The organism is Cobetia sp. PS-4MA (assembly GCF_057670765.1).
On the sequence record NZ_CM173107.1, the window covers coordinates 1869660 to 1887221 of the forward strand.

General features: G+C 59.5%; 12 protein-coding genes. 10 read left to right on the forward strand and 2 right to left on the reverse strand.

The genetic code is table 11. The features are described from left to right. The first annotated feature begins 346 nt into the window (after positions 1-346). The 8 genes from metH to AC26AR_RS08020 all read left to right on the forward strand — a co-directional run bounded on the left by metH (position 347) and on the right by AC26AR_RS08020 (position 13485). The gene (gene metH / locus AC26AR_RS07985) at positions 347-4075 is read left to right on the forward strand and encodes a methionine synthase (protein ID WP_488107806.1); all 3729 of its coding nucleotides are present in this window, start codon (positions 347-349) and stop codon (positions 4073-4075) included. A gap of 321 nt (positions 4076-4396) precedes the next feature. After that, positions 4397-5725 carry an MATE family efflux transporter gene (locus tag AC26AR_RS07990; RefSeq protein ID WP_488107807.1) on the forward strand — a complete coding sequence of 443 codons (1329 nt, stop codon included), beginning with the start codon at positions 4397-4399 and terminating at the stop codon, positions 5723-5725. Positions 5726-6117: 392 nt separating this feature from the next. Further along, complete coding sequence (locus AC26AR_RS07995) at positions 6118-7218, forward strand: ABC transporter substrate-binding protein (protein WP_404625575.1); 1101 nt, start codon at positions 6118-6120, stop codon at positions 7216-7218. Positions 7219-7405: 187 nt separating this feature from the next. Next, the gene (locus tag AC26AR_RS08000; protein ID WP_488107808.1) at positions 7406-8074 is read left to right on the forward strand and encodes a type 1 periplasmic-binding domain-containing protein; all 669 of its coding nucleotides are present in this window, start codon (positions 7406-7408) and stop codon (positions 8072-8074) included. Beyond that, the gene (locus tag AC26AR_RS08005; RefSeq protein ID WP_488107809.1) at positions 8071-8583 is read left to right on the forward strand and encodes a hypothetical protein; all 513 of its coding nucleotides are present in this window, start codon (positions 8071-8073) and stop codon (positions 8581-8583) included. The genes AC26AR_RS08000 and AC26AR_RS08005 overlap by 4 nt, the downstream gene beginning before the upstream one ends. After that, positions 8573-11053 (forward strand): putative bifunctional diguanylate cyclase/phosphodiesterase, encoded by a 2481-nt coding sequence (locus tag AC26AR_RS08010; protein WP_488107810.1) that lies wholly within the window; start codon positions 8573-8575, stop codon positions 11051-11053. Before AC26AR_RS08005 ends, AC26AR_RS08010 begins: the two co-directional genes overlap by 11 nt. A 232-nt stretch (positions 11054-11285) precedes the next feature. Next, positions 11286-12938 (forward strand): nitrite/sulfite reductase, encoded by a 1653-nt coding sequence (locus AC26AR_RS08015; RefSeq protein ID WP_077376353.1) that lies wholly within the window; start codon positions 11286-11288, stop codon positions 12936-12938. Beyond that, the gene (locus AC26AR_RS08020; protein ID WP_488107811.1) at positions 12931-13485 is read left to right on the forward strand and encodes a DUF934 domain-containing protein; all 555 of its coding nucleotides are present in this window, start codon (positions 12931-12933) and stop codon (positions 13483-13485) included. The genes AC26AR_RS08015 and AC26AR_RS08020 overlap by 8 nt, the downstream gene beginning before the upstream one ends. A gap of 139 nt (positions 13486-13624) precedes the next feature. Here AC26AR_RS08020 and AC26AR_RS08025 read toward each other — a convergent pair whose 3' ends face one another. Further along, complete coding sequence (locus tag AC26AR_RS08025; protein ID WP_077376348.1) at positions 13625-13798, reverse strand: DUF2970 domain-containing protein; 174 nt, start codon at positions 13796-13798, stop codon at positions 13625-13627. A gap of 229 nt (positions 13799-14027) precedes the next feature. Between AC26AR_RS08025 and AC26AR_RS08030 the strand changes: the two genes are divergently transcribed. Further along, positions 14028-14387, forward strand: coding sequence for a hypothetical protein (locus AC26AR_RS08030; RefSeq protein ID WP_488107812.1), 360 nt, complete (start codon positions 14028-14030; stop codon positions 14385-14387). Positions 14388-14540: 153 nt separating this feature from the next. Here the strand turns inward: AC26AR_RS08030 and AC26AR_RS08035 are convergent, their stop codons facing one another. Then, entirely contained in the window at positions 14541-14822 is a 282-nt protein-coding gene (locus tag AC26AR_RS08035) for a hypothetical protein (RefSeq protein WP_488107813.1), read from the reverse strand. A 569-nt stretch (positions 14823-15391) separates the two neighbouring features. On the opposite strand from AC26AR_RS08035, the gene AC26AR_RS08040 reads away from it, so the two are divergent. Next, on the forward strand, positions 15392-17464 hold the full coding sequence (locus tag AC26AR_RS08040; protein WP_488107814.1) for a cache domain-containing protein: 2073 nt from the start codon (positions 15392-15394) through the stop codon (positions 17462-17464). Positions 17465-17562 lie beyond the last annotated feature (98 nt).

Sequence of the window (17562 nt, forward strand, 5' to 3'; positions counted from 1 at the left end):
CTTGATGTCAGGTGACTAATGGCTCCATGTTAAGGAAATCCTGCTGCACTCGCAATCCTGAGCAAATCACTCGGGTTTGGCGCCATGGGCGCGGCCACTCCCGGGTGGGCTTTCCTAAAGCACTCATGTTGCGCATGAATCATGCTCATCGTGACGATTCTGAGGTCTGATACGATAGCCACATCTGGCAAGGCGAGGATGCCGCGAGCGGATCCTTCACCAGAGCTTCCCAATAGCAATGAGTTCGCGCCTGTGGCGTGTGGCTTGCCTGGCAAAGTCCTTGCTTGGCAAACAGAGTCACACGTCCGGGAAACAACGCGACAAGTCACGTACGCTGGAGTCCGTCATGGCGCAAGCCCACCCCCCTGTTCCCTATTCCCTGCCCCTGTCTGACGCGCTGAGACAGGCGCTGCAGGAGCGTATCCTGATCCTCGATGGTGGCATGGGCACCATGTTGCAGAGCTATGGGCTGGAAGAGGAAGACTTCCGTGGTGATCGCTTCGCCGACTGGCCCAGTGACATCAAGGGCAACAACGACCTGCTGGCCCTGACACGCCCGGATATCGTCGAAGCGATCCACCGCGCCTATTTCGAGGCCGGCGCCGATATCGTCGAGACTAACACCTTCAATGCGACTCAGTTGTCGCAGTCCGATTACGGCATGCAGGCGTTGGTGTACGAGATCAATCTCGAATCGGCGCGACTGGCGCGCAAGGCAGCCGATGACGTGGCCGCCGAGACCGGCATCCCGCGCTTCGTCGCCGGGGTGCTCGGCCCGACCAGCCGCACCTGCTCCATCTCCCCCGACGTGAATGACCCCGCCAAGCGCAACGTCACCTTCGATATCCTGCGCGACAATTATCGCGAAGCTGCGCTGGCGCTCTTCGAGGGCGGCGCGGACCTGATCCTGATCGAGACCATCTTCGACACGCTCAATGCCAAGGCGGCGATCTACGCCCTGGAGGAGCTGTTCGACGAGGGTCACCCGCGCCTGCCGGTGATGATCTCCGGCACCATCACCGATGCCTCGGGACGCACGCTGTCCGGCCAGACCACCGAAGCCTTCTGGAACTCGGTACGCCACGCTCGCCCGCTGAGCATCGGCCTCAACTGTGCTCTTGGCGCCGAGGAGCTGCGCCCCTATCTGCGTGAGCTGTCCGAGAAGGCCGATACCTTTGTCTCCGCGCACCCCAACGCCGGCCTGCCCAATGAATTCGGCGAGTACGACCAGACCCCGGACGAGATGGCCGAGATCATCCGGACCTTCGCCGCGGAGGGTCTGCTCAACATCATCGGTGGCTGCTGTGGCTCCACGCCGGCACATATCCGCGCGATCAAGGGTGTGGTGGATCAATGTGCGCCCCGCAAGGTGCCCGAGATCGCCAGAGCTTGCCGCCTGTCGGGGCTGGAGCCCTTCAACATCCAGCCGGACTCGTTGTTCGTCAATGTCGGTGAGCGTACCAACGTCACCGGCTCCGCGCGCTTCCGTCGCCTGATCAAGGAAGAGGATTACACCACCGCGCTGGAAGTCGCCCTCGAGCAGGTCGAGAGCGGCGCGCAGGTCATCGACGTCAACATGGATGAAGGCATGCTGGAGTCACAGGAGGCCATAGTGCGCTTCCTGAACCTGATCGCCTCGGAGCCGGATATCTCGCGGGTGCCGATCATGGTCGACTCCTCCAAGTGGGACATCATCGAGGCGGGGCTCAAGTGCATCCAGGGCAAGGCGGTGGTCAATTCCATCTCGCTCAAGGAAGGCGAGGAAAGCTTCCGTCACCAGGCGCAGATCTGTCGACGCCATGGCGCGGCCGTGGTGGTCATGGCATTCGATGATGTCGGACAGGCCGACACCTATGAGCGCAAGATCGAGATCTGCGAGCGCGCCTATCGATTGCTGGTCGAAGATATCGGCTTCCCGGCCGAGGACATCATCTTTGACCCCAACATCTTTGCCGTAGCCACCGGCATCGAGGAGCACAATAACTACGGTGTCGATTTCATCGAGGCCACGCGCTGGATCCATGCCAACCTGCCGCATGCGATGATCTCCGGTGGTGTCTCCAACGTGTCCTTCTCGTTTCGCGGCAACAACCCGGTGCGTGAAGCGATCCACTCGGTATTCCTCTATCACGCCATCCAGGCGGGTTTGAGCATGGGCATCGTCAACGCCGGCCAGTTGGCGCTCTACGATGATCTACCCGATGAGTTGCGTGAGGCCGTCGAGGATGTGGTGCTCAATCGTCGTGATGACAGTACCGAGCGTCTGGTCGACATTGCCGACAAGTACAAGGGTGATGGCAGTACTGGCGAGAAGAAGGAAGATCTCGAGTGGCGCAGCTGGCCAATCAACAAGCGTATCGAGCACGCGCTGGTCAAGGGCATCACCACGCATATCGAGGAAGATACCGAAGAGGCGCGGGTCCAGGCGGCGCGCCCCATCGAGGTCATTGAAGGCCCCTTGATGGATGGCATGAATGTCGTCGGTGACCTGTTCGGTGCCGGCAAGATGTTCCTGCCCCAGGTGGTGAAGTCCGCACGGGTCATGAAACAGGCGGTTGCCCACCTGATCCCCTTCATCGAGGCAGAAAAGTCCGGAGACACCCAGGCCAAGGGCAAGATCGTCATGGCCACCGTCAAGGGCGATGTCCACGATATCGGCAAGAACATCGTCGGCGTGGTGCTTCAGTGCAACAACTATGAGGTGATCGATCTGGGCGTGATGGTACCGGCGGAGAAGATCCTGCAGACCGCCATCGACGAGAAGGCCGATATCATCGGGCTTTCGGGCCTGATCACGCCATCACTGGACGAGATGGTCAGCGTCGCCAGGGAAATGCAGCGCCGGGGCATGCAGTTGCCGTTGCTGATCGGGGGCGCCACCACCTCCAAGGCGCATACGGCGGTCAAGATCGAGCCGCAGTATGAGCATCCGGTCATCTATGTCACCGATGCGTCGCGCGCCGTGGGCGTGGCGTCTCGCCTGCTGTCACCCGAGCTCAAGCCCGACTTCGTCGATCAGGTGCGCAGCGAGTATGCCGTGGTGCGTGAGCGCAATGCCAAACGACGCCCGAAGGCTGCGGACCTTGACTATGCCCAGGCGCGCAAGCGCCGCTTCCAGCCTGACTGGGAGAATTACACGCCGCCGGCGCCAAGTTTCACGGGCCTCAAGGTCTTCGATGGGTATGATCTCAACGAACTGGTCGAGCGTATCGACTGGACGCCCTTCTTCATGAGCTGGCAGCTGTCAGGCAAGTATCCGAAGATCCTGCAGGATGAGGTGGTCGGAGACGCCGCGCGTGCCCTGTTCGCCGATGCCAGAGAAATGCTGCGCAAGTTGATCGATGAGAAGGTGCTGACCGCACGTGGGGTCATCGGTTTCTGGCCAGCCAACTGTGTCGACGACGATACCCTGGAGGTCTATGCCGATGAGTCGCGTACTCACGTCATCGAGCACCTCCACCACATCCGTCAGCAGATGACCAAGAACCGTGACGGCGTCTGTCACAGCCTCGCCGATTTCATCGCTCCCCGAGACAGTGGCAAGCCGGACTGGATCGGTGGCTTCGCCGTCACCACCGGGCATGGGGCGGATGAATTGGCCAGACAGTACGAGGAGGCTGGCGATGACTACAACGCCATCATGGTCAAGGCGTTGGCGGATCGTCTCGCCGAAGCCTTTGCCGAGCGCCTGCACGAACGTGTCCGCAAGGAGTTCTGGGGATATGACGCCGAAGAAGTGCTCGACAACGAGGCACTGATCGCCGAGCGGTATCGGGGCATACGCCCGGCGCCAGGCTACCCGGCCTGCCCGGACCACACCGAGAAGGCCACGCTGTTCCGCATGCTCAAACCGGAGACGCATGCCGGCATGGTGCTGACCGAGAGCTTCGCCATGTGGCCGGCCGCCGCCGTTTCCGGCTGGTACTTCGCCCATCCTGAGTCGAAGTACTTCTCCACCGGCAAGATCACCCGGGACCAGGTGCTGTCATTGGCGGAGCGCAAGCGCATGCCACTCGCCGAAATGGAGCGCTGGTTGTCACCGGTACTGAGCTACGATCCGGACAACGCCAGCTAGATCAGGTCGTACGAAGATTTGCCGACAGCCGGCAAGCGTATCTCGCATGATCATGCAAAGGGCACCTGCCAGCGCAGGTGCCCTTTTGCGTGGGGCTGGTTGACTCAGCAGAGTCTCGGTCAGCGTCATGCATCGGATGCTGCCTGTGACACCTCACGCTATAATGGCCTCCTTTGTCCTTCCCTGCCCTCTGACCTGCGAGCCGTCTGTGTCCCTGTTCTGCGCATCCATCCCGTCTGTCCTGCCCTGCGCGGCGGCATCGTCTGAAGGTGACTCTGGTGATTGCCGGCGGCGGTATTCACCGGCGATGGGGCGTGCGTGATGTTGCCTGAACGCCAACGCAGCCTGAGAATTCTGAAGCTGGCACTGCCCATCATCGGTGGCATGCTGTCGCAGAGCCTTCTCAATCTGATCGATGCCGCCCTGGTAGGACAGCTTGGTGAGACGGCGCTGGCCGGAGTCGGGGTCGGGGGCTATGCCATGTTCATGGTCACGGCCTTGATCTTCGGGCTGTCATCCGCCGTGCAGGCCCAGACCTCTCGACGGCTGGGAGAATCTGCCCCCGAACGTTGCGGCGAAGGGCTGAATGCCGGACTGATATTGGCATTGTCGGTGGGCATTCCCGTGATGTTGGCCTGCCATCACTGGGCAGACACCTTGCTTCGTCTGATCAATGATCAGCCTGAGGTCCACGCAACGGCCACCTCCTACTTCCAATGGCGCGTCGCCGGCATCGTGCCCGTCGCCATGGCATTCTGCTTCCGCGGATTCTGGAATGGACTTCAGCGCACCGGTATCTATCTGCGTATCATGTTGATCACCCAGCTGATCAATGTGGTGTTGAGCATCATCTTGATCCATGGACTCTATGGCGCCCCCAGGATGGGGGCCGATGGTGCAGGTGCCGGTACGACACTGTCCCTCTTCGTGGCATTGGGCCTGTGGGTGCAGGCGACCCTGGGAGAGCGCAGACAACATGGCGTACTGCATGCCTGGCCGCCACTGGGACACTACCTGACGCTGCTCAAGCTGGCAGTGCCCCATTCCTTCCAACAGCTGTGGTTTGCGGCGGGCTATGCCGTGTTGTTCTGGATTCTGGGCAGGATCGACGCGGCCAGCGTGGCAGTGGGTCATGTGCTGGTCAATCTCTCCCTGCTGCTCATTCTGCCCGGAGTCGGTCTGGGGCTGGCGGCCATGAGTCTGGTGGGCCAGGCATTGGGACGCGATCACCATGAAGATGCCCATCGTTGGGGATGGGATACGGTGCGCATCGCCCTGCCTTGCCTCATGCTGCTGGGATTGCCGCTCTGGGCGGCACCGGAAAGCGTGCTGGGCCTCTTCCTGCATCGCCCGGAGTTGATCGCGCTGGGCAAGCTCCCGTTACAGCTGACCGCCGTGATGATCATCATGGACTGCGCGGCCATCGTGCTGGCTCAGGCGTTGCTCGGGGCTGGTGCCAATCGCACGGTCATGACCGCCACCCTGGCCATCCAATGGCTGCTCTTCCTCCCGCTTGCCTGGTGGTTCGGGGTGCATCTGGGGGGTGGATTGCTGGCCATCTGGTGTACTCAGCTCGGGTATCGAATCTTCAACTCCCTTGTCTTCAGTGCCATCTGGCAACGCAGAGAGTGGCAGTTGCTGCGGCTCTGAGTCTCGCCCTCTTCCTTCATCAAAGGGCCGTGGTGGCCTTGTCCTGTCGACCTCGAGATCGCCACGGGGGCATCACCGCCACATGGATTCCCTTTCATCTGGCATTGCCCCTGAATCTGGAGGACCGAAGCGTTGAAATCGGGTGATAGTGCACGGTTGTTGAGGCGTATGACATGCTGAGGTCTGGAGTATGTTGGTCATACTGCAAATCCTTGTCATCGGGTGCCGACATGTCGATCACGTCTAAATCAGGAGGTTGGATCAAGAGTGCGCGACGATGGATTCCCGTCGTTTGCGTCATGGCGTTCAGCCCCCCGATTGCCGCTTCCTCAGCCCCTCTCCCACCAGTCCTTGATGTTGCCTCGGCCAGCAGTCACTCGAGAATGGCCAGGGTGGCCGACGAGATGCCCCCCACGGCGGCGTCCCTCGCGCCCGGGCGAAATCTGACCGCCGTCTTCGTCAATCCGGGGCTGCCTGGGGAACGATTCTGGAATATGGTCACGGCGACGATGCAGGCAGCAGCTCGAGACCTGAATGTCTCGCTGGAAGTCGTATATGCCGAGCGAAATCCCATCCTCATGAAACGATTGGCAAGCGCGGCCCTAGCGCGTGCAACACCTCCGGACTATCTCGTGCTGGTCAATGAGGAGCAGGCCGCTTCCGACCTCCTGCCTCTGGCAGATGGCGGCTCATCACATGTCGTGATGCTGTTGAACGGCTTGACCCCGGAGGAGCAGACAACTCACGGCGTCCCGGGCAGTGTCCACCCCTCCTGGATCGCCAGCGTCATTCCCGACAACCATGGTGCCGGGAGAAGGATGGCCAGCGAATTGATTGACGCGGCGCGTATCTATCCCCCCGGTGAAACGCGCCACGGGCTCGCCTTGATTGGCGATACCAGAACGCCAGCCTCCATCGCTCGCAATGCTGGGATGCTGAATGGCTTTGCTGAGCATGACGCCGTCAAGATGACGCGCATTCTAGAGGCACGCTGGAACCTTCCGGATGCTGAGCGGCTCACGCATCACTATCTCCAATGGGCCGAACGCTCGGGATTGCACAATACCCTCATCTGGGCGGCAAACGACGCCATGGCGGAAGGTGCCGTCCGAGCGGTTGAAGCCAGTGGCATGCAGCCGGGCAAGGATGTGCTGATCGCGGGTCTCAACTGGTCGCCCGAGGGCATCGCCATGGTGATGGACAAGCGCATGGTGATGTCAGATGGCGGGCATTTCATGGCGGGAGCCTGGGCGATGGTGATGTTGAGAGACCACGCTGATGACACCCACTGGGCCCCCAGAACCGTGAACTTCCCGATGAGCCCCATCCATCAGGGAAATGTCGATATCTACGGCCCGTTGCTGATCCAGCCGGACTGGGAAACGGTGGACTTCACGCGCTTCAGATTGCAGACAAAGGAAGACGACTACGCGTTTGATCCGATGGCAGTGTTGGAGCAGATCAAAGACTCGCCTGCGCCACTCGAACGATAGGACTGATCGAGCAGATCATGGTGCGGCCCCGGGTGAGGAACACGTCAGATCACCCATCGCCAGGCAGCCCTCTCCCCTTCAGCTCGCCAGCCGCGGGGATCGACTTGCTTCCTGACAGCCTGTCACACGCGATAATGGAGTCATCATGAGATTGACGCGACCTTCACTGGCTTCACGATGTTCGAGGATGTGCCGTGCCCTTGCCCTGTTGGCATTGATGTCCATCTCAACGATGACTCAGGCCGAGAGCTTGCGTCCCATCAAGCAGGTCGTGTTTCTGAACCCCGGATATTCCACGGAAACGTTCTGGGCCCAGGCGATCATCGCTGCCTCGACGACCGCTGAATCCCTGGGGATGCATCTGGAAGTCTTCAGTGCCAGACGCAACACCGACGAATTCATTCGAATGGGAAAGCAGGTATTGAACCGAGAGAGCCCTCCGGATCTATTGATCACCACCAACAACCATGGACTGGCGGTTCCATTGATCGAGATCAGCCATGCCGTGCGCGTGCCCATGATCATCATCGTCAATAGCCTGACCCCCCGCCAGGCCAGAGCGTTGGGCAAGCCACTTGGCCGATATCCCTACTGGCTGGGCAGCGTTTCGCCTGATCATCAGCAAGGGGGGCACGACAGCATGGTGGCACTCATCAATCGCCATGACGTCTTGCATGGCAAGTCGGATGGTCGAGGCATCGCTCTTGTCGGAGGGCTGCATGACGAGGCGACACGACTCCGGGTGCGCGGTGTACAGGACGCGCTTCTCAGAGCCCCCCCCATCTGTCCCCGGATCGGATATTTCAGGCCAACTGGAGTTATGAGGATGCCTACCGAAAGGTCGAAAGCTACTTGAGACATCAAACAGACGCCCGCCCCCTTCGCATGATATGGGCGGCCAATGACCTGATGGGCATCGCGGCCATTGATGCCCTCAAGCACAATGGGCTTCGCCCGGGCAAGGATGTCGTCGTGGCTGGCATGGGATGGACCCGTGCCGGAGTAGATCACCTGCGCTCAGGAGAGATGGAGGTCAGTGCTGGCGGAGGCGCCCTGGCGACCGCCTGGTCACTGGTCCTGCTCGCCGCGGTACAACAAGGAAGCCTCCAGGCACGTGATATCGGCACTCGCTATTACACCATGGGGATCGCGCTGGCTGGGGACCCGGAGGCCTTTCTGGACAGGATTCCTCTGGAAGTCCTTGCCCTGCAACCGATGGATCATCTGATCAATGAGGTCGCGACACTTCCCCCTGATGCCTCTCCCTTCCTTCCGATGCCCGCTCATGCCGCTTCATCGTCCAGCGTTGCAGCACCGAGTGCATTGACGGCCGTCCATCAAGGAGCACGCCGCCATGCGCAATGACGAGACACAGGACAGGCCTCACGACACGACAGAGGTGCATGAGGGTCATGAGGGTCATGAGGGCCACGATGCCTCGCCCCTGCGCTGGCGGATATTGCGCGTGCTGGCGCCGCTCATCCTGTTGATCTGTGCAGTCAGCGGCGTCGTGGGTTATTCACTGTATTCAAGTGAAACCATCGAGCACATGCACGAAGATCATCAAGAGATGATGAACATCACGGTTCTGTCCCTGCCAAGTGCGATCTGGAACTTCGATGACGATGTCATTCACGCCTATCTGGAAACGCTGAGCAGTCACCCCAGCGTGCATGCAGTGCGCTACTACAACCATGAGGGCACTCTCGTCGAGGAGATCACCAAGGCGGGCGACGCCCTGAACCCGATGATACATTCCCAGGAGCTGGTCTATCGCAATTCTCTCGTGACGCAGGTCGTGGGGCGACTGGAGATGGAAAGCACCAATGCTCCCTTGCTTGCCAAGCAATACCAGGGAGGAGCGCTGCTGTTCGTCATCGCACTCTCGATCATCATCTGCGTTCTACTGATCGTTTCCTGGCAATTGAAACGCTACGTGATGGTCCCTCTCAACCGGGCGATCGCCAGCATGAGTCAGCTGGAGAATCCGCAGACGGCATTTCGCAGGATCCCGCTCACGCGCTCAAGAGAGATCAACAAGGTCATTGCACAGCTGAATAGCCTGGGGGAGCGCATCTTCATCATGATGGAGGCGCTGCGTGACAACGAAGAGCGCTATCAGCATTTCTATCGCGACACCCCTGCACTGCTTTTGGTGATTGATGCTCACGGTACGGTGCTGGATGTCAGCCAGAGGATGCTCGAGGTAACGGGGTGGAAGCGAGAGCAACTGGTGGGATCGCCCTTCGATACCTTGATCATCGGCCAGAATGCTCATTGTATCGATCGCATCAGCTCGGCGCTTCGCAAGGGGGACGCGTGCGAGAACCAGGTGATGACCCTCAAATGCCTCTACGAAGAGGACCGGCAGGTACAGGTGGTCATCCCGTCGGCCACCAATGACAGCGAACGCGGCACCATGATGCTGTTGTCGGACGTTACCGAATTGAAGCGGACCCAGAAGCGATTGCTGGAGCATGAGCTGATCGACCCGCTGACACAGCTGCCGAATCGTCTGGCCCTGAACTCACACCTTCAGACACTCATCAATGGCGGGGCTCCCTTCGGACTGCTGCTGGTCAACATCGATCGTTTTCACAGCATCAATCACCACCTCGGCCCTGTCGACGGCGATATCCTGCTCAAGGAAGCAGGAGAACGTCTGAAGAGTTGCACTCCAGCCTGGATGGGTCGCTCCGGCGGAGATGAATTCGTCATGACCTGTGACACAAGCGAATTGCGCGCCCTGGTGCGTCGGATTGAACTGGCCTTCTCGACGCCGCTTCTCAAGGCGGGGGAGCCCATCAATCTCAGCCTGAGCAAGGCAGGGCTTGAAGTTCGCCAGGATGATGAGACGCCCAGTCGTCTGATGCGCCTGCTCGAGCGCACTGTCATGGATATCAAGCACAAGGGAGGCAACCAGTACCGACTCTGTGTACGCGACAGCGCTCTGGAGGACGGTGAGCCACTGTTTCTCAAGGAGCGTCTGATTCGTGAGGCCCTGACCAGAGGTTGGCTCTGCCTTTACCTGCAGCCCATCTTCCAGGCGCAAAGTCCTGATCTCGATGCTCCAACATTGCTGGGGGCGGAGGCACTGGTGCGTATCCATCACCCAGACCTTGGCTTGATTGCGCCCGATGAATTCATTGCGGCAGCGGAGAAGACGGGGCAGATCATCGATATCGGAAACTGGGTACTGGAAGAAGCGGCCGTCATCTTGAGTGAATGGCAAAAGCAAGGTATCGAGACTCGTTACCTGTCCGTCAATGCCTCTGTCATGCAGTTCAGGGATCAGGGCCTGCTGCACAAGCTCGAATCATTGATCGAACGCCATCCGATACGTCCTCGGCAGCTGATCATCGAAGTGACCGAAAATCTGATGCTCGACAATGAGGACAGCCTGCGCTTTCAGCTGGAGGCGATTCGCAAGCTGGGCGTGAATCTGTCATTGGATGACTTCGGTACTGGCTTTTCATGCCTTTCCTATCTTCACAACCTGCCCTTCGGCACCTTGAAGATCGACCGCTCGTTCGTGATGAACGTACAGACAAGCCGGCGAGACAGGGAGCTTGCACGCATCATCGTCGACATGGGGCATTCACTTGGCATGCAGGTCGTCGTGGAGGGAATCGAGGCACGGGGTCAGGCAGAGATCTTCAGGGCCATGGGAGTGCGCGCCTTCCAGGGGTATCACTTCGCGCGTCCGATGCCCCTGCAGGCCTTCAATGCCCGGTATTCTTCGTCAAGTGAAACCCGCATGTGTCTTCTTCGGGCGGCGACACCCGACGATCAGAACCGCGACCGCCAGATAGGCACGGGCCGTGACGAGGATTGACGGCAGCAACATGATGTCATCCAGGGCCAGACGCGCATATTGCAGCCTCTGGCCTTTTCTTTCGTTCTTGCCGTAGGCACACTCATGGCATCTTCTTCATAACCCTATCATCGAAAAGTATGATTATTTATTCTTTTAAAGAATAAAAGATAGGGAGTAAGGTGACCGCAGCATCAACAAGACTCGCATCAGTGGTCGCCCACCTGATGCCCGACCGCAGGACACCCCTGACATGTATCGGTATGACACTTACGACCAGACCCTGGTCGACGAGCGGGTAGCTCAGTTCAAGGACCAGATGGACCGCTATCTGGCCGGCCGCCTGGGTGAGGAAGAATTTCGTCCCCTGCGCCTGCAGAACGGCCTCTACATTCAGCGTCACGCACCGATGCTGCGTATCGCCATTCCCTACGGCATGCTGAGCGCTGCACAGCTGCGCTCACTGGCTGCCATCAGCCGTCGCTATGACCGTGCCTATGGTCACTTCACCACGCGTCAGAATCTGCAGCTCAACTGGCCGAAGCTTGAAGATGTCCCGGCGATCCTCGCCGAGCTGGCCCAGGTCGAGATGCATGCGATCCAGACCAGCGGCAACTGCATCCGCAATACCACCACGGATCAGTTCGCCGGTATCGCGCAAGACGAGACGGTGGATCCGCGTCCCTGGTGTGAGCTGATTCGTCAGTGGTCCACCCTGCACCCGGAGTTCGCCTATCTGCCGCGCAAGTTCAAGATTGCCGTCACTGGCGCCAGCGCGGACCGTGCCGCGATCCAGGTCCACGATATCGGCCTGCGCCTGACACGTGGCGAGGATGGTCGCGTCAAGGCGACCGTGCTGGCAGGTGGCGGCCTCGGTCGTACCCCGATGGTCGGCGATGTCGTGCGGGAAGATCTCGATTGGCAGCACCTGCTGACCTATCTTGACGCCATCGTCCGCGTCTACAACCAGTGGGGCCGTCGTGACAACAAGTACAAGGCGCGCATCAAGATCCTGGTCAAGGCATTGGGCATCGAGGAGTTCCGCCGCCGTGTCGAGGAAGAATGGGCACACCTGAAGGATGGCCCCGAGACACTGACAGACTCGGCGGTTGCCAAGGCGACCGAGTACTTCCCGGAACCGGCGCGTCGTGCCGTCGGCGAGGACGCGATTGCGGCCTACGAGACACTGCGCAGCGAGAACCGAGCCTTTGCCCGTTTCGTGACCAACAATGTCGTCGGCCACAAGGTCCCGGGTTACAAGGCCGTGACCTTGTCACTCAAGCGCCGTGAACTCGCGCCGGGCGATGTCACCGCTGATCAGATGGACGCCGTGGCCGACCTCGCGGAAGAGTACGGTTTCGGTGAACTGCGTGTGACGCACGAGCAGAACCTGGTGCTGTCAGATGTGCCGGTCGATCAGCTCGAGAATCTCTGGAAGGCGCTGGACGCGCTGGGCATGGCCAATCCGACAGTTGGCACCCTGGCCGACATGATCTGCTGCCCTGGCGGAGATTTCTGCTCACTGGCCAATGCCAAGTCGATCCCAATCGCCCAGGCACTGCAGGATCGCTTTGAAGACCTCGATTTCCTGTATGACCTCGGCCCGCTGGATCTGAACATCTCCGGTTGCATGAACGCCTGCGGCCACCACCACGTCGGCAACATCGGCATTCTCGGTGTCGACAAGAAAGGCCAGGAGTTCTATCAGGTCTCGCTTGGCGGCCGCAGTGATGACAACGCGACCATCGGCAAGATTCTCGGCCCGTCATTCAATGCCGAGGACATGCCGAACGTCATCGACAAGGTGTTGCAGGTATATGTCGAGCAGCGACTGGAAGATGAGGTCTTCGTCGATACTTACCACCGCATCGGCATGAAGCCGTTCAAGGAGCGGGTCTATGCCTGAGGTGACAGCGGAAATGACGTCAGCACGTGAATTGACTGATCAGCGTCAAGGCGGAGTCATCCGTCAGAACCAGCTGGTCCCCGAGGACGCCTGGCAGGTCGTGCGCCTTGATGAAGACGGTAACCTGCCGAGCTACCAGCAACCTGCCCTGCTGCCTCTGGCACACTGGCAGGCGCTGGTGGACGCAGGTGAAGGGTCTGACCAGCTTGGCCCCTGGCTTGCCAGCGATACCGAGCTGACACCGGAGCTGGGAGAAGCACTTGCCACTGCACCGCTGCTGGCAGTCGATTTCCCCAACTTCAATGATGGGCGTGGCTATACCCTCGCCCGCCTGATGCGAGAGCGGTATGGTTTCCAAGGCGAAATTCGTGCCGTTGGTGATGTACTCGTCGACCAGCTGCATTACATGAGCCGCTGTGGCATCGACGCCTTCCAGCTACGCTCGGACCAGTATGTGGAAGATGCCTTGTACGCGCTGTCCATCTTCAGCGTGAGTTACCAGACAGGTATCGATCAGACGAGTCCGCTGTTCTCTCGTCGCTGGTAACCCTGACAACTAGTCAATGAAAGGCCCCGTGAGCTGGATGACACCAGTTCACGGGGCCTTTTCGTTTCAGGTCACATCTTACGTTGCAGACCTTGTCGTGGTATCGGCCTCTATCATGGTATCGACGCCTATCGACAGGTCACGCCGCCATCACCGTGGCCAGCAACGCCATGCCCCCGACCAACAGGGCAGCCATCACCAGCCCTACCACCAGAAAGTCCAGCGCATGACCATGCTCGAAGTCACGTTTGCGGTTGGCTTCCTTCTGAACGCCGATGAATGCAGCAAGCACGGATTTGACTTCGTTGATCATGGGCACCTCCCAGAATGATGCATATCAATATGGTGGTGGAACAACGCTGCAAGGCGTGGCGGCAACCCCTGCGGACAACTACGATGAGGTGATGCTGCCTTTCGCGTCACATGCGGACCTGAATTCACTATTGGCCAGAATCTGCTCGAATACCAGTGAATCATGACACGGACGGGATACAAGACAGCAGCTTCCAGTGCATTATCCAGCCGCTGAAGGAGCTATCCTCATGGAACTTTCCGTCGTGCCATCTCTGCCTTTCAAACCCTTGACGGCACACCCGCTGACCTGGATGAACCGTCCTGATGATCTCGTGCACCCTCTCGCCCCCTGGATGCGATGCCAGCAGGTCTTCTGGTCGCTGGGGTTGCAGGCCTATCAGCAGGAACTGGCCTTCATTCAGCTCTGTCAACTCAAGGGGCTTGAGATGACTCAGGCGCTATTGGCAGGTGACTGGCAGGAGGCTCGGACCTCGCCTGAATTGCTTGGCAAACTCGCCGGGGATGTCACCGAGCATGCGCTGACTCGCATGAAGCGACTGCAGACATTGAATGAAGAATTGCAGGATGCCATCTGGGAAGAGATCTGACTCGCATGACAGGAGTCTCCCCCGGTCTCCACGCAATGTGCCGGGGGGAGATCACGCCAGAAATGCACAGCGAAAGGGTGCCTCTGGCGATGGCAAGGAGACTGGCGCCGTGAGGATGGAGTGTGACGGTTCAGGCAATGACCATGGATGACATCAGTCTGTCCGTGTTTGGAACTCACTGAGATCGCACAGCCAGGCATGTGCCGTGTCACGATCCAGCCCGAATTCCGCGATCAGGCTCTCCAGACGCGCATTGAATTCAGCCTCACGCGCTTCAGCCGGGTCCGTTGCCTGGGGGCTGCTTTCTGACGTGGCGGGGGGAGTCGAGGGACGATCCAGCGCATTCAACTCTTCAGCCAATGCCTTTTCAAGTTCATCAAACAAGGCACGCTGCTTGCGGGCGCTTGCGATGACCTTTTCATCATGTCGGTTCATGCATGGTTTCCACTATTGATCTTGTCGACAACAAGAAGAGAGGCTGAAACATTCAAGACAGCAAAATATCACACTATGCCCAAGGCTTCTTCAATGTCATATCGGCAACATGGGGGAGTAACGGAACCAGAGGGCAACCCCTTGGGGAGAAAGCCACCAGGGAAGTGATATCTTCTTGAAAGCCATGAAGAAAGCGCCTGTCATCATGCCCATTTCCCACCATGCTAGCAAGCATGCAAGGGACGCTGACCCGCCGACTTGAGACGGCAATTCCCAGGCAATCTCCCCATGTTGGGCATGGCGTTGACCAGACGCTCGGTGCGTGATCGAGAAGCAACGAACGCTTTGTCGTTGTGGTGTATCCTCAGTGTACGAAAAATACACGGATGATGTATCTGATGATCAAGGATAATGATCTTTCCTCAGACAACACACCACCAGGGCGGTCTTTCCTTGACGCCACGCGAGAATTCGCCGGCCTTTCGATTCGGCACTGGCTGGGTCTGGTAGCGCTCTCAGGCGTGGTGCTAGGCTTGGTGTTGATCATTCTCGAAAGAGATAGCCGCGAGATGGAAGCGCTGCATGCGGCTTCCACGCGTGACCTCATCACGAGCGAGAGGCGTCTGCAGGCAAGTCTGCTGGTCGAGCAGACGCTCGGCGTGATTGCCTCACGGCATCGAGATTACGAACATCGTCTGCAGCGACTGATGATGACGACGATGCGGGCCCCCTTCCTGGGAATCACCCACCTTACCGGTCGAGATCGGTCCTATATCAGTACCGAGCTCCTGCGTCAGTTCCCTGATCTCCGCATCAACCCGGATTGGATCGATATCGTTCAATTGCCGAGCAATCTCTATCCGGATTGGTGGTCCACAGAACTCAATCTGCGTCTGCACACGAGCAATGACAGTCCTCACTTCCTGCGTGGCACGGACGCAGGCCTGATCTTCGCCATCCCGAGCCAGCAGGGCCTGGGCAAGGATGGTGAGGTTCGACGCCCTCGCAACACCGCCTCGACCATCTGGACCCTGATTCATATCGACCCGCAGATGGTGGCATTCCTGGTCGCCAACGAGCTTCGTCAATCCCTGCATGCCAGCCTGGACAAGGGAGAGAGTCGCTATGTCTGGATCAATGAAATTCTGGATCCGACGGGCGGCCCCGGCTACGCCCGTCGCCTGATTCACCCGCTCTTGCCCGGCACCGAAGGCACGCTGCTCTCCACCGAGCATCGGGACAGCAGTGGACGCCAGCCTTACAAGACCGAACTCGAGGGTGTCCTGCAGGGAAGTGGCATCTTCTTCGATTACCGCTTCCCCCGCTCCCGTGGGGGGCCTGAGGAAGACAAGACGACCTATGCCGCGCTGTATCCGCCCTTCCAATGGATCGTGGCCAGTGGGGTCTACATGGGCGACATCAACAATGCGGCCCTGACAGCCCACGCGGACATCATGCAGGAGAAAAGCCGTCTGGAGCGCTGGCATCTCCTGCTGACCCTCGGTGCCTGCCTGCTGCTGTTCCTGGCCATCGGTCATGCCCTCTTCCGGCAATCCCGCACCCGTCAGCGTCAGATGCGCCAACGCATGGGGCGTCTGGAAAACGAGCTTGAGCAGCGCGGTGAGGACAGGCTGATCAATACCCTGCAGATGATACGCAATGAACGCTGCCCCCAGCGTGAAGGCAATGACCTCATCGTCGCCGAATACGTGACGGCCATCGCCAGAGAGCTGGGGCTTGAAGAGGCGCAGATCAGCGCACTGGAGCGCACGGCCATGCTCCATGACATGGGCCGACTGACACTTCCCGACACGCTGCTCAAGCCGATGGCGCAGCTTCAGTTCGATCAACAACAGTTGTTGCGTCAACAGGCGGATATCGGCAGCCGAGTGTTGAGAGAAGCGCTCAATGCGCCTCTGGAGGCCAGCCTGCTGAGTGAAAGCCAGCACTACATGCCTTACCGCCAGACGGACTCGGAGGCGGCCTTGCTGTCGCGGTCTGCCAGTCCCGCGATCCTGGCGCTGGTCGTCCAGGTCCTGGAGCTGGTGAGATACTCGGGCCTGACTCAGGCGGAGGCCATCAGTGAAATCGAGCATTGCGCCTACCAACCCTTTGCGCCGGACATCCTTCAGGCGGCACGCAGGGTGTTGACCCGCAAGCCGATCCCCAGGGCCGAGCCACGCAGCGCGATTCCCGGCCCGCGTCAGATCGAGCGCCATGCGGATCAATGGCGTGACCAGACGACCGGTTGCTTCAACCGTGCCTTGCTGGAGACCTTGCTGGCAGGCTTGCTGCATGAAGGGCATGTCACTGTGCAGGGGATAACGCTTCACCATCTCCAGCTCGTCGGGACGCAGTCCCCTCTCACTACGGACCGGCAATTCGGTCCCCATCTGAATGCCTGTTTGTACCCGCTCAAGGTCTTCCATCTGGCCCCTGGCCACTTCGTGGTCCTGGAAGACGAGACCGAGGAAGCCTCGAACGTTCCCGTGCTGACTCCAGCCACTCAGCAGCAATTGAGGAATGTACTCAGGACCTTCGAGACAGACGCGGAACTCGTCACCCGCCAGAGACTTCTGTCCGATGATGAGTCACTCAAGGACTGGCGACATCACATCGATCAGCTGATCGCTGATGACTGATGATTGATGGCAAGGTCTGAGGGGAGTCGACCGATCCCAGCGGCCTGCCCGAAGTCTCGCCATACCCCCTCCCCACCTCTCAAGGCGACCTGGCCTGC

What these genes read in the sequence shown, in the direction of transcription:
- metH (WP_488107806.1), top strand. Translation starts at nt 347, where the DNA reads ATGGCGCAAGCCCACCCCCCTGTTCCCTATTCCCTGCCCCTGTCTGAC.
- AC26AR_RS07990 (WP_488107807.1), top strand. Translation starts at nt 4,397, where the DNA reads ATGTTGCCTGAACGCCAACGCAGCCTGAGAATTCTGAAGCTGGCACTG.
- AC26AR_RS08000 (WP_488107808.1), top strand. Translation starts at nt 7,406, where the DNA reads ATGTGCCGTGCCCTTGCCCTGTTGGCATTGATGTCCATCTCAACGATG.
- AC26AR_RS08010 (WP_488107810.1), top strand. Translation starts at nt 8,573, where the DNA reads ATGCGCAATGACGAGACACAGGACAGGCCTCACGACACGACAGAGGTG.
- AC26AR_RS08015 (WP_077376353.1), top strand. Translation starts at nt 11,286, where the DNA reads ATGTATCGGTATGACACTTACGACCAGACCCTGGTCGACGAGCGGGTA.
- AC26AR_RS08020 (WP_488107811.1), top strand. Translation starts at nt 12,931, where the DNA reads ATGCCTGAGGTGACAGCGGAAATGACGTCAGCACGTGAATTGACTGAT.
- AC26AR_RS08025 (WP_077376348.1), bottom strand. Translation starts at nt 13,798, where the DNA reads ATGATCAACGAAGTCAAATCCGTGCTTGCTGCATTCATCGGCGTTCAG.
- AC26AR_RS08030 (WP_488107812.1), top strand. Translation starts at nt 14,028, where the DNA reads ATGGAACTTTCCGTCGTGCCATCTCTGCCTTTCAAACCCTTGACGGCA.
- AC26AR_RS08035 (WP_488107813.1), bottom strand. Translation starts at nt 14,822, where the DNA reads ATGAACCGACATGATGAAAAGGTCATCGCAAGCGCCCGCAAGCAGCGT.
- AC26AR_RS08040 (WP_488107814.1), top strand. Translation starts at nt 15,392, where the DNA reads ATGGAAGCGCTGCATGCGGCTTCCACGCGTGACCTCATCACGAGCGAG.